Source organism: Streptomyces sp. NBC_01013 (genome assembly GCF_045162765.1).
In the GTDB taxonomy this organism is placed as follows: domain Bacteria; phylum Actinomycetota; class Actinomycetes; order Streptomycetales; family Streptomycetaceae; genus Streptomyces.
On record NZ_CP108687.1, the window covers coordinates 4,298,239 to 4,310,774 of the forward strand.

Sequence of the window (12,536 nt, forward strand, 5' to 3'; positions counted from 1 at the left end):
GCTCCCTTCTCGTGATCGGTACGGTCAGTGGTCCTCGTGCGTCCCGGCCGGGGTCCCGGAGGGCGTCCCGGGCGGTGGCCCGGCGAACAGGTGGCGCGGCTCGGCCGCCCGGCCGATCGCCGACTCGACGGCCGCAATCCGGTCCGCGAGCAGCCCGAGTGCCGCCACCGCACGGGTCAGCGGGTCACTGTCGGGTCCGCCGAGTGCCTGGGCCCGCTGGTACGAGGCGGTTACGGCGGACCAGCGCGCGGCCTGCTCGGGGCCGAGGGTCCCGCGCAGGGCGGCGAGTTTCAGCAGGGCCGCCTCGGCGCCCGTGGTGAGGGTCTGGGCCTCGCCCGCGTAGTGGTCGTCGATGACGGCGGACAGTTCGGCGTCGTTCATCACCGGCACGATGCGTTCGGCGATGCGGTTCATGTTCCGGTACGAGCCCTGCAGCCGGAACGGCGGTTCGGTGCGCGTCGCGTCCGTCTGCGCGGCCGAGGCGATGTACGCGGCGTTGACGGAGAGGACGGTGTCGCGGGCGCTCAGCAGATGGCGCAGAACGGCGGTGATCCGGTCCACCTCGGGCGGTGCGTACGGGTGTTCGAGGCCGTCCGGGCGAGCGGTGGCGTCGGTGCCGGAGGCGAGCCGCAGCAGCAGGGCGAGGTCCTCGCGGGACCGGCCGGCGAGCGGCGCCAGCACCGGGTTGGCGGTCAGCGCGTTCTCGACGAAGCTCAGCGCGAAGACGTCCTCGCGCCCGCTCAGCACCTCTCCGAGGTTCCAGACGTCGGCCCGGTTGGCGAGCATGTCGGGGACTCGGAACCGCTCCCCGGACTCGGTGTAGGGATTGCCCGTCATGCACACCGCGAACCGCTTGCCCCGCAGGTCGTAGCTGCGCGGCTCGCCGTCCCGCACGCCCTCGATCCTGCGGGTGGCGTCGCAGAGCGGGATGAACTTCTGGAGCAGTTCCGGCGAGGTGTGCTGGATGTCGTCGATGTGGAGCAGGGTGTTGTTGCCCGCCTCCAACGCGAAGTTGATCTTCTCGATCTCCCGGCGCGCGGTCGCGCTGCGGGCCTGGGCCGGGTCCAGCGAGGTCACGTCGTGGCCGAGGTTCGGCCCGCTGACCTTGACGAGGACCAGTCCCAGCCGGTCGGCGACGTACTCCATGAGTGTCGTCTTGCCGTAGCCGGGCGGCGATACGAGCAGCAGCAGGCCCTGCGAGTCGGTGCGCCGGTCGGCGTCGGCGGTGCCGAGCTGCTTGGCGAGGCTGTCGCCGATCAGCGGCAGATACACCTCGTCGAGCAACCGGTTGCGCACGAACGCGGACATGACCCGCGGCCGGTGGTCGTCCAGCCGAAGCCGGGCGCGTTCGGCGGCGACCAGGGCGGTGCGCCGGCTCTGGTAGGCGCGGAAACCGGGGACGACATCGGTGCGGAACTTCGCCGTACGGAAGAGGAGTTCGTCGATCCGTACAGTCATCCGGCCCCGCTCGATGCGCGGGTGGACGCCCAGGAGGCCGTCCACCGTCGCGGTGAGCGGGGCGTCGGCCTCGTGGCGGGCCAGAACCGGCTCCGGGCAGAGCTCGACGGCGACGGCCTCCGCGAGGTCGCCCGGGTCCAGGTCCGTCCCGCCGGCCCGTGCGTACGAGCTGAGCCAGCCCTCGACGAGCTGGCGGCGGGCCGGCAGATCGTCCCGCAGGGCGGTGAGGTCCTCGTCGTACGCAGAAGTACCGGTCGAGCGACGGAACTTGTCCAGGAACGTGCGCACGGTCGCGCCCGTGACGAAGCCCTCCGGGCCGCTCGTCAGCTCCTCGAAGAGATACGCGGCCACCGCCGCGGAGTCGTCCCCCGTGATGACCGCGGCCCACTCCTCCTGGAGGGCGGCGACGGCCGGAGCGAGGCCGAACGTCTCGCGGGCACGGGCCAGGGAGCGGGCCCGGAGCGTCCAGGAGGTCCGGCGGGCCCCGTCCGTCCCGTACGCCCAGAAGAGCTGGGCGGCGGCCCGCACAGCGGGCGGGAAGCGCAGCAGCCCCGCGGCTGCGTGCAGCCGCAGCAGGGCCGTCAGGATCGCCGTGGCGTCCTCGTCGTGGACCCCGCGCTGATACCCCTCGTCGTAGGCGGCGGCGGCCGACCTGCGTACGAGAGAGGCCAGTTCGCCGTCCTCAAGAGAGGCCAGCCGGTCCGCGCCGTGCTCGGAGAGGAGCCGGGCGGCCAGGTGCTCGCCGCGGTAGACGGACGGGGACTCGGAGGGGAGCAGCTGGTCCCAGTACGGGCTGGTGGCGGCGAAGTCCGGGTCGGTGACCGGCGCCCGGTAGTCGGTCCCGGTGACGGCGAACGCGAGCCCGTCCCCCTGCGGCACCAGCGTCAGCTCGAACGGCCGGCTGTTCACCGCGAAGCGGTGCCGTCCCAGCCGGATCGTCGCCCCGCCGTCCGCGTACAGCTCGCTGCGGTCGCGCAGGGCCCGGCCCGCCTCCTGGCGGGCGGCCAGCAGCTGCCCGTCGAGCTCCTCGGCCCTGACCGTGTCGCCCAGTCCGCGCAGTTCGTCGGCGGTGCGGCGGACCTTGGCGACCATGGGGTCGGTGGCGAAGTAGGTGTGTACGGCGTCCGCGTCGGGCAGCGCGGAACTGCGGCGCGCGACGGTCTCCAGCACCCGGGCGGCGGAGGCCGCGAGGCGTTCCGTCCGACGGGCGAGGGCGTCGTGAAGTGTCTGCCTGCGGGACGAGAACGCCTCGTACACCTCCGTCCGCCGCTCGCCCAGCTCGGCCAGGAAGTCGTCGAACTCGGCGAACCGCGCCTGAAGGTTCTCCAGCTGGAGCAGCAGCCGCGCGAGCTGGTCGTCACAGGCGTCAGGGGTGTCCGCGGCGGCGAGCGCGGCCGTGACGGCCTGACCCAGCAGCGCGAGCTCGGCCGCGAACTCGGCCCGCCCCTCCTGGTCGAGCAGGGCGCGCCGGCGGGCGTCGAGCGTGGCACGGGCCGCGTTCACCCTGCCGAGGACCTCCGCGATCCGCTCCAGGATCGAGGTGCGGACCAGGCCGTCACCGATGTCGAGCCCGGCGACGACCTCCGTCACCGTGCTCAGCCCGTCCGTCATGGCGGCCAGCCGCTCGCCGAGCGCGGAGGCCTCGGTGACGGTGGCGAGGGCGGCGGCCTGCTCGGTGAGCCGGGTGACGTCCTCGTGGTACCCGGCGAACGCGTCGTCCCCCGACAGGAAGGCGACCGCGCGCCGGGCCGCCGCGGTGATGTGGCCGGCAGTCTCGACGGTGAGTTCGGTGATCCGCCCGGCGTCCGCGTACCGCATCTCGGTGAGCGCAGCCAAGTGGCCGTGGGCGGAGCGTAGTTCGGTCAGCCGGTCTACCCAGTCGGCGGCCGAACGGGGTGCCTCGCCGCGGACCCGGCGGACGAGGGCGGTGATCCGGTCCGCCGTCTCGGTGAGGGCGTCGGCGGCCCGCCGGGTCTGCTCCTGAACGGCGTCGAACTCGGCGATCACCAGATGCGCGGTGTCGCGCAGCTCGGCCAACGGCGCCCCGATAGCACCCAGTTCGCTGTCGTCCAGCCAGTGGTACCGGTCGGCGGCCCGGGTGCAGTCGGCCACCAGCCGGGCGTAGACGGCGGCGGTCGCGGTGGTCCCGTCGGCGCTGTGCGCGAGCGCGAGGCAGTCGGAGATGCCGCGCACGAGATCGGCGTTGCCGACCCGGGCGAGCGGGCCGGTGCCGGCCGGGCGGGAGGCGGCGTACGTGTCGGAGACGTACGGCGTCTGCCAGCGCTGCACCGTGTGCACCCGGGTGGGGCCGCCGTCGGGGCCCTCCACCGGGTCCCGCAGGAGTACGAGCGTGCCGTCGTCGAGCAGTGCGTGACCGCGGCCCTGGAGCGGGGTGGCGACCTCCTGCCGGATCACGTTGTACGGGAGCAGCAGACTGCGTCCGTCGTCCCGCGAACGGAACGCGTACAGCACGTCCTCGCCGTTGGGGGAACGCACGGCACCCTCGAAGACGGGGGCGGCGAGCGGCTGGGCGATGTCGAAGGTCTTGGCGGTGCCGGAGGTCAGGTAGTAGCCGCCGGGGAAGATGATCCCCTGGTCCTCGGGGAGCCGGTGGCAGGCGGGACCGATCCCGTCCAGCCGCTGCACGGTGCCCAGGAGCCGGTTGAGGACGAGATGGCGCCACCCCTCCTCCTTGTACGGCCGTACGCGGAGCAGGAGGAGCGGGCCGGACTCCGCGTATTCGACCTCGGCGTCGGCGAGCGACTGAAGGGGTTCGGTGACCGGCTCGCGGTAGATCCCGTCGGGAGTCTCCGTGTCGTCGCTGGTCTTGAGCGTGAGATGTCCGCCCAGCGTGGAGACGAAGAGCGGCGCACGCCCGGCGCCGGCGGTGCCGCTCGCGCCGACGGCGATGTGCGGGTGCCGGCCGGCGATGTGTGCCTCGCGGCCCGCCACGGTCCAGGTGAAGTCGTGCGACGGCGGGAACACGTGGTCGCGCTCGCCGCGGGCGTCGAGGAACGCGCCGGGCGAACCGCCGGCGTCGAGCGCCCAGCGCAGGACGCGGACGTCCTCGGCGCTCTCGCCGGTACCGAACACGGCGAGGAGCCGCCCGTCGGTCCGGCGCAGCCGCAGGAGGCGGGCGTCGCGGTAGTAGCGGTGGAGGCCGCGGAACTCGCGTACGAAGGCCTCGTCGGTGAGGGGGGCTCCGGTGACGGGTCGCAACTCGGAGCTGTACAGCGCGAGTACGTCGTCGACGGCCGGGTCGTCGGTCCGGCCGGGGCCGCGCTCGAATCCGAACAGGAGCCGTCCGCCGATCGCGACGAGGTCGCGGGGGATGGACGGCTGCGCCGTCCCGACCTGCTCGCTGCCGAGCAGCCGCAGTCCGGTGGAGCCGAACTCCTCGGTCCGGCGGGCGTTGAGCACCTCGGCGCGGCGGGCGAGCTCCGCGGCGTGGGTGCGGAGCCGCCGCCGCAGCACGTCGTAGGCCCCGTCCTCGGGGCCGTCCGGGGGCGGCGGGGTGGCGGTGTCCATGCGGCTCCTTACGGGGCGGGGGGTGGGGCCTGCGGCCGGTGCTCGTCCTCAGCCGCCGGACGGGTGCGGAATCCGGCCCGGGCTCCGGGCGGCGTGCGGGCTCTCCGGGTGTGCTGTCCGTCCTCCGTCGCCGGGCGGGCTTGATGCGGCCGCTGCCGTCGTGAGGCAGCGGGCCCCTTCAAGCCCGCCCCGGGCTTCTTCGGCCCGTCCGGCGATCGAGGGCGACGAGGGACGGGTCACGCCACCGGCGTGCCGTTGCGGGACGGGGACGGGACCGTGCTCACCGGTACGTCCGCCAGGCCCAGGGACCGTGCGTGGTCGAGGAGTTCACGGACCTGGTCCGCGCCCGCACCGGCTTCCGGGGCAGCCATCATCCGCATCAGCAGCGCCGACACCGTCAGGTTCTGTACGTCGCCCGACGAGACCGAACCCAGCACCCGTGTCACGTCGTCCGTGAACGACGACGTGCCGTTCAGCCACGCCCCGCCGAGCGCCTTCGCCGTTTCCGAGTTCTCGACGAAGCCGTCGAGGCTCTTGCCCATGGAGATGGAGGAGACCAGCCGGTCGAAGAAGACCGACTCCCCGCCGACGATGTCGATGTCGGCGTTCTCCAGGCCCGTGGCCAGCACCGTCGCCTGGGCCTCGGCGACCTGGCGCTGGACCTCCAGCCCCGCGAGCCGGATCTCCTTCTCCGCGGCCAGTCGCAGCCGGTACTCCTCGTGCCCGCGCGACGCGTCGTCCAGTGCCGCCATCGCGGCCGCCTTGTCCGTGAGCCCCGCCGCCTCGGCCTTCAGCTTCTCGCCGATCATGGCCGCGTCGGCCGTCGCCTGGGCCTGGGTGCCCTCGGCCGCCGCGAGCGCCTTGAGCCGGGAACCCTCCGCCTCGGCCCTGAGCCGGGCGGAGGTCGCCTCGGCCTCGGCCAGGCCCGTCTTCTCGATGACCTCGGCGGCTGCGTCCCGCACCTGCACGTCCGCCAGTCCGGGAGCCGCCGACTCCGCCTGGACCCCCTCGGCCAGCCGCAGCTTCGCCCGCGCGTCCAGGTCCGCGGTCTTCAGCCGGGCCTCGGCGAGCGTCAGCTGCTCGGCGGCGCGGTGGGTGGCCGCGGCCTCCGCGGCCTCCGCGGCCTTGATGTCCTTGACCAGTTGCTCCTGCGCCTCCGCCTCCGCGGCGATGATCACGGACTTGCGGGTGCGCTCGGACTCCTCGACGGACCGCAGGGTCTTGATGGACTCCTCCTGCTCGGCGACCGTACGGTCCACCGCGATGCGTTCGCGGATCACGTCGGCGACCTCGCGGCGCTCCGCCTCGACCTCCTTCGTCGCGGCGATGCGGTTGAGTTCGGTCTGCCGCTCGCGCCCGATGACCTCGATCAGCCGGTCCTTCTCGATGCGCTCGTTCTCCACGGCGATGACCCGCTCGCGGTTCTTCTGCGCCACCGCGATCTCCCGGGCCTGGTTCTCCCGCTGGATGCCGAGCTGCTCCTCCGTCTTGATGAACGCGGTCTGGGCGCCGAGGCGTTCCTCCTCCTGCACCCGGGCCGTGACGGCCTCCTCGCGGGCCCGCAGCGTCTCCACCTCGCGGCGCTGCTTGATCTCGGCCTCGGCCTGCCGGCGCTCCAGCTCCAGGATGGTCTCCCGGGCGTCGACGTCCTGCCGGGTGATCTCCTTCTGCTCGGTGCGCTGGAACTCGTTGGTCCGCACGTGCTCGATCGCGGTCAGCTCGGTGATCTTCCGGATGCCCTGGGCGTCGAGGATGTTGGCGCCGTCCAGCTGCACCATCGGGGTCTGTTCGAGGAAGTCGATCGCCGCGTCGTCGAGGTGGTAGCCGTTGAGGTCCGTGCCGATGACCCGGATGATCCGGTCCCGGAACTCCTCGCGCTTGGTGTAGAGATCGACGAAGTCCAACTGCTTGCCGACGGTCTTGAGCGCCTCGGAGAACTTCGCGGCGAAGAAGTCCTGGATGGCCACCTTGTCGCTGGCCCGTTCCGTACCGATGGCCTGGGCGACCTTGATGACGTCCTCGACGGTCTTGTTGACCCGGACGAAGAACGTGATGTGGATATCGGCGCGGATGTTGTCCTGACAGATCAGGCCCTCGCGCCCGGTGCGGCGGATCTCGATCGTCTTCACCGAGATGTCCATGGACTCGGCCTTGTGCAGCACCGGCAGGACGACGGCACCGGTGAAGGTCACGTCGACCTTCTTGGTCTTGGAGATGATCAGGGCCTTGCCCTGCTCCACCTTGCGGAAGAGCCGGGTGACGATCAGGAGCAGGGCGATCGCGATGAGCAGGACCACGGCGACGAGCAGGCCGAGGCCCAAGGAGATGGCTTCCATGACAGTCCTTGGCGGCTGGTGGTGCGGAACAAGGGAGAAGTGAGCGGGCCGGGTGGCCCGGGGCAGCACGGCGCGCCGCGTGAGGCGCGGGTTCGGGCGCGGGGATCAGGCGGTGCGGCGGCCGGGCTGCGCGCGGCGGTGCGGACGCGGCAGGGCCGTGGGCGGTCCCGGGTCGAGTGCGCGGTCGTACGGGGAGACCCAGAAGAACTCGCCCGCGTCGTCGTACGCGTACAGCAGCCCCGGGCTCCCCGCCGTGAAGGCGGTGTCGGCCGGTTCCAGCTGACGTACCTGCACGATCGCGGTGGAGCCGTCGGTCGCGGTGACCTCGGCCTGCCCGAAGTCCCTGCCGACCGAGCCCGTACGGATCGTGCAGACCCGGCCCAGGAAGTCCTGGCGCGATGGGGGAGGCTGGTCGGCGAAGAAGCGGCGGAAGTGCCGTACCAGGAGACGCACCACGGCCCAGGCGACCAGCAGTGCTCCGGCGAGGACGCCGAAGGCGAGCGCGGCCCGCACGGTTCCCGTGGTGTCGCTGCGGTGCAGCAGGACCGAACCGGTCAGCGCGGTGAACCAGCCGACGGCCACCACCAAGGAGACCGAGACGGTGACGGGCACGCCGCCGATCCCCGCGAGATCCGTGTCGAGGTCGGCGTCGAAGGAGTGGTGGTCGGCCGCGCCGGCCAGGACGAGCAGCCAGAAGGCGATGACGACGACCAGCGCCGCGGAGAAGAGCATGGCCGGGAAGGACAGCGCCGCGGTCACGAACTCGTGCATCGGTCCCCCCTGCCCGCTGTGCCGGCGGTTCCGCCGGTGCGTGTTGTCGCGGGGTTCGGTGGTGACCCCGCAGCCGCGGTGCCGTCCCAACGGCACCGCGGCAGCCGGGCCTTCCCCCGTCCCCCTGCACCCCCGTGTTTCCCCCGTGGTCCCCCGGTCGGTGCTGACAGGATCGTGTCATCCGCGGCCGGTTGGCCGCATTGCCGGAATACGGCAATCTTTCTCCGTGCTCGATGCCGGGCACCGGCATGCGCGCGTATGCGTTGTGTCAATGGCAGCGACGCGTGAGAAGCGGAGGCGGGGCGTGGCAGAACCGGTGATTCCCGACAGTTTCCTGGAGGGCTACGCCCAGATACTGGACGAGGTCGCCCTGTCCGGCCGCAGGCTCACCCGGGCGGAGCTCGACGCCCGCCGCAGCCTCGGCAGGCAGGCCGCCGAGGCCGGATACCAGCTGCGCGCGCTGGTGCGGATGCATCTGTCCGCGACCCGCACCACCTGGCCGGCCGCCGCCGCCGTGTCCACCGAGAGCGTGCTGGCCGCGGTGGAGCAGACGGTCGACGCGTTCGCCGAGGGTTTCGAGCGGGCCCAGCGCCTCACTGTCCGGCGGGAGGAGGCGGCCCGCCGGGAGTTCATCGACGACCTTCTCTACGGACGCAGCGACCTGGGGCGTCTCGCCGAGCGCGCCACCCGGTTCGGGCTACGGCTCTCCCGGGCCCACGCCGTCGCGGTGGCGACGGGCCCGGAGGCGTACACCGAGACCGACATCGTGCCGCGGCAGGTGGAGTCGGCGCTGCTGGCCCGGTTCAGCGGCCGCAAGATCCTGCTCACGACGAAGGACGGGCGGCTGATCTGCATCGCACCCGGCAGCCAGCCCGATGTCCTGCGGTACTTCGCCAAGCAGTCACACGCGGCGACGGACGGCGGGCGGGTGGCGGTCGGCCGTGCGCACCGGGGGCCCGGCGGCGTGGTCCAGTCGTACGACGAGGCGCTGGACGCGCTCGACCTGGCGGAGCGGATGGGTCTCGACGACCCCGTGCTGTACGCCGCGGATCTGCTGGTCTACCCCGTGCTGACCCGTGACCGGCAGGCGATGGCCGATCTGGTGCGCAGCGAGCTCGGCCCGCTCCAGCAGGCGCGGGGCGGCGCGGAGCCGCTGCTGAAGACGCTCTCCGTGTACTTCGACGCCGGCTGTGTCGCGGCCGAGACCGCCCGGCGGCTGGCGCTGAGCGTGCGGGCGCTCACGTACCGGCTGGAGCGGATCCACCAGCTCACCGGTTCCGATCCGTCCGACCCGATGCACCGCTACACCCTGCAGACCGCGGTGATCGGGGCCCGGCTGCTGGACTGGCCGGCCAAGGAGATCTGAGCCCGGCCTGCCGGACAGCGGCGGCCGGACCGCGTGCCACCGCCTCCCCGCTGCCGGGACGCGGCAGTCTCCGCCGCCCGCGGTGCTCCCCGCATGCGACGACGCCGAGCTCCGTCTAGCGTGATCAGCCGGGGGGTTGCCGGTGTCGGATCACCGGTTCGTGTGCAGCGAGGGAGATCCGCACCATGGCCCGTCATGCGCGTCAGCCAGGGGAACCGGCCGAGGACGGACAGCGCGGGAGGGTGGCCACCGACCCGGCGCCCCCGCCCGCACCCGGCGGGGAACGCGGGCCCTCCCACCGGTGGTGGGTGCTGGGGGTGATCGGGCTGGCGCAGCTGATGGTGGTCCTCGACGCGACGATCGTGAACATCGCGCTGCCCTCCGCCCAGCAGGACCTCGGCTTCACCGACGGGAACCGTCAGTGGATCGTGACGGCCTACGCGCTCGCCTTCGGCTCGCTGCTGCTGCTCGGCGGACGCATCGCCGACCTGGTCGGCCGCCGGGTGGTGTTCCTGACCGGTCTGGTCGGCTTCGCGGTCGCCTCCGCCATCGGCGGCGCAGCCCCGAGCTTCGAGATCCTGGTGCTGGCCCGCGCCCTGCAGGGCATGTTCGGAGCACTCCTCGCCCCGGCCGCGCTCTCGCTCCTCACCACGACGTTCACCGTGCCAAAGGAGCGGGCGAAGGCGTTCGGGATCTACGGCGCCATCGCGGGTGCGGGCGGCGCGGTGGGGCTGCTGCTCGGCGGGGTGCTCACCGAGTACCTGAACTGGCGCTGGTGCCTGTACGTGAACCTGCTCTTCGCCTTCGTCGCCTTCGTCGGCGGCTGGCGGCTGCTCACCGCCGGTGCGCCCGCGGACCGACCGAAACTCGACATCCCCGGGACCCTGCTGGTGTCCGCCGGGCTCTTCTGCATCGTGTTCGGGTTCTCCAACGCCGAGACACATCCGTGGAGTTCGGTGCAGACCTGGGGGTTCCTGCTGGCCGGTGCGGCGCTCCTCGCCGCCTTCGCGTGGTGGCAGACCAGGGCCGTGCATCCGCTCCTGCCGATGCGGGTGGTGCTGGACCGGGACCGCGGGGCGTCCTTCCTCGCGATGTTCATCTCCGGCGGCGGCATGTTCGGTGTGTTCCTGTTCCTCACGTACTACCTGCAGAAGAGCCTGTTCTACTCGCCGGTCTCCACCGGTCTGGCCTTCCTGCCGATGGTCGCCGTCATGATCGTGACGTCCGTGACGACGACGAACGTGCTGGTGCCGCGGTTCGGGGCCAAACCGATCGTGCCGCTCGGCATGGGCATCTCGGCGGCCGCGATGATGTGGCTGACCACGTTGAACCTGAGCAGCAGCTATCTCGCCCATGTGCTGCCACCGCTGATCTGCCTCGGGCTGGGGCTCGGCATGATCTTCGCCACTGCGATGAACCTGGCCACCGCCGGGGTGGGGGCGCGGGACGCCGGGGTTGCCTCCGCGATGGTCAACACCAGCCAGCAGGTGGGCGGTTCCATCGGTACGGCGCTGCTCAACACCCTGGCCACCAGTGCCGCCACCGACTACCTGGTGGGCCGCAGGCCGACCCCGTCCGCCGTCGCCCAGGCCCAGCTGGAGAGCTACTCGACGGCCTACTGGTGGTCGGCGGGCTTCTTCGCCCTCGGCCTGCTCGTCACGGTGATCCTCTACCGCCGGGGCGCGCCCCGCCCCCACCTGGTGGCGGAGGCCGAGCCCGCGCGGGCCTGACGCACGCACCGGACCGCGGGGGCTCAGCGGCCGGGCCCGGTTCCCTCCACCAGCCGTACGAACGGGATCGACTCGCCGACCCGCCGGTAGTCCGCCGCGCTGCCGTCGACCGTGAACCCCATGAACGCGGCGAGCCGGCGGGCGGTCCGCGGGTGGCGGGGCGCGTACCGGGCCATCAGCCCGCCGCCGTCCTCGGCCGGCAGGGCGTGGGCCGTCACCGCGTGGAATCCGCGTCCTGCCTGCACGGTGGCGTGCGGTGTGCGGAGCAGGTTGCGGTACCAGTCCGCGCCCGGGCCGAAACCGGAGGCGACCGTCCAGGTCCGCCGGCCGTCCACGGTCGCGGACTCGACGACCTCGATCACCGTGCGCCGGGGGAGGCCGGTGGTGCGGCCGGTGTGGACGAGGAGCAGCAGACGGCCACGGAACAGCGGCCCGAGACCTGCGCGGAACATATGGACGGGCAGCCGGACGGCAGCGCGTCGCAGTCCGGTCGGCAAGGGCGGGCGCTGCGGTTCGGGCAGGGGTGAGGGTTCAGGTGTCACTGTGCAAACGTTGCACAGTCCAAAGGTGCGTGTCATGGTCTTGCGCCATGGATTCGGGATCGGTTCGACGCCGTTCCGGCCCCGGCGGGTCTTCCGAGCGCCGGGCGAGGCTTGCCGGGAAGCCCTGAGGGCCGTCCAGCCCTTAGTGTCGCGGGCATGGTCGAACACGACGCCCTCGCAGTCACCCGCGTGGCCTACGACGCCGCCGCCCGCACCTACGCGGAGTTGTTCGGCGACGAGTTGCGGAACAGGCCCCTGGACCGCGCGATGCTGGCAGCCTTCGCCGAGCTCGTGCGCGCGCACGGGGAGGGCCGGGTCGCCGATCTGGGGTGCGGGCCCGGCCACATCACCGCCCATCTGGACACGCTGGGCCTCTCGGCGTTCGGCGTCGACGCGTCGTCCGGGATGATCGAATCGGCTCGGCACGCCCATCCTGGCCTGCGGTTCGACGTGGGCTCCATGACCGCGCTCGACATCGACGACGGTGCGCTGGGCGGCGTTCTCTCGCGGTGGTCCGTCATCCACACCCCACCGCCGGAACTTCCCGTCTTCCTGGCCGAGTTCCACCGCGTGTTGGCACCCGGGGGCCACCTTCTGATCGGCTTCTCCGCCAGTGAGGATGCCGCGCACCCGACGCAGGTCTTCGACCACGCGGTCGCGCCTGCCTATCGGTGGTGGCCCGATCACCTCGCCGCGCTGCTGCGTACGGCCGGCCTGGCCGAGGTGGCCCGGATGGTGCGCGAGCCGCAGCCGGACGACCGACGTCAGTTCCGGGAGATCCACCTGCTCGCCCGCAAGGGCTGAG

Annotated in this window: 7 protein-coding genes; 3 read left to right on the forward strand and 4 right to left on the reverse strand. The window is 72.6% G+C overall.

What is annotated here, in order from left to right; all coding sequences use genetic code 11:
- Positions 1-24 precede the first annotated feature (24 nt).
- The 3 genes from OG538_RS18640 to OG538_RS18650 form a co-directional block, all read right to left on the reverse strand.
- Positions 25-4,986 (reverse strand): DNA repair ATPase, encoded by a 4,962-nt coding sequence (locus tag OG538_RS18640; RefSeq protein WP_406094995.1) that lies wholly within the window; start codon positions 4,984-4,986, stop codon positions 25-27.
- A gap of 236 nt (positions 4,987-5,222) precedes the next feature.
- Positions 5,223-7,322, reverse strand: a complete 2,100-nt coding sequence (locus OG538_RS18645) for a flotillin family protein (RefSeq protein ID WP_406094997.1) — start codon at positions 7,320-7,322, stop codon at positions 5,223-5,225.
- Between the two features lie 105 nt (positions 7,323-7,427).
- The gene (locus OG538_RS18650) at positions 7,428-8,093 is read right to left on the reverse strand and encodes a hypothetical protein (protein ID WP_406094999.1); all 666 of its coding nucleotides are present in this window, start codon (positions 8,091-8,093) and stop codon (positions 7,428-7,430) included.
- Positions 8,094-8,397: 304 nt separating this feature from the next.
- Here OG538_RS18650 and OG538_RS18655 point away from each other — a divergent pair, with 304 nt between their 5' ends.
- Both OG538_RS18655 and OG538_RS18660 read left to right on the forward strand, forming a co-directional pair.
- A complete protein-coding gene (locus tag OG538_RS18655; RefSeq protein ID WP_406095001.1) occupies positions 8,398-9,459 on the forward strand; it encodes a PucR family transcriptional regulator in 1,062 nt (353 codons plus the stop codon).
- A 185-nt stretch (positions 9,460-9,644) separates the two neighbouring features.
- Entirely contained in the window at positions 9,645-11,189 is a 1,545-nt protein-coding gene (locus OG538_RS18660) for an MFS transporter (protein ID WP_406095003.1), read from the forward strand.
- 23 nt (positions 11,190-11,212) lie between these two features.
- Here the strand turns inward: OG538_RS18660 and OG538_RS18665 are convergent, their stop codons facing one another.
- Entirely contained in the window at positions 11,213-11,731 is a 519-nt protein-coding gene (locus OG538_RS18665; protein ID WP_406095005.1) for a nitroreductase family deazaflavin-dependent oxidoreductase, read from the reverse strand.
- A gap of 156 nt (positions 11,732-11,887) precedes the next feature.
- Between OG538_RS18665 and OG538_RS18670 the strand changes: the two genes are divergently transcribed.
- Positions 11,888-12,535 (forward strand): class I SAM-dependent methyltransferase, encoded by a 648-nt coding sequence (locus OG538_RS18670; RefSeq protein WP_406095007.1) that lies wholly within the window; start codon positions 11,888-11,890, stop codon positions 12,533-12,535.
- The last annotated feature ends 1 nt before the right edge of the window (position 12,536 follow it).

Coding starts and splice junctions, on each gene's coding strand:
- OG538_RS18645 (WP_406094997.1), bottom strand. CDS start 7,322: ATGGAAGCCATCTCCTTGGGCCTCGGCCTGCTCGTCGCCGTGGTCCTG.
- OG538_RS18660 (WP_406095003.1), top strand. CDS start 9,645: ATGGCCCGTCATGCGCGTCAGCCAGGGGAACCGGCCGAGGACGGACAG.
- OG538_RS18640 (WP_406094995.1), bottom strand. CDS start 4,986: ATGGACACCGCCACCCCGCCGCCCCCGGACGGCCCCGAGGACGGGGCC.
- OG538_RS18650 (WP_406094999.1), bottom strand. CDS start 8,093: ATGCACGAGTTCGTGACCGCGGCGCTGTCCTTCCCGGCCATGCTCTTC.
- OG538_RS18670 (WP_406095007.1), top strand. CDS start 11,888: ATGGTCGAACACGACGCCCTCGCAGTCACCCGCGTGGCCTACGACGCC.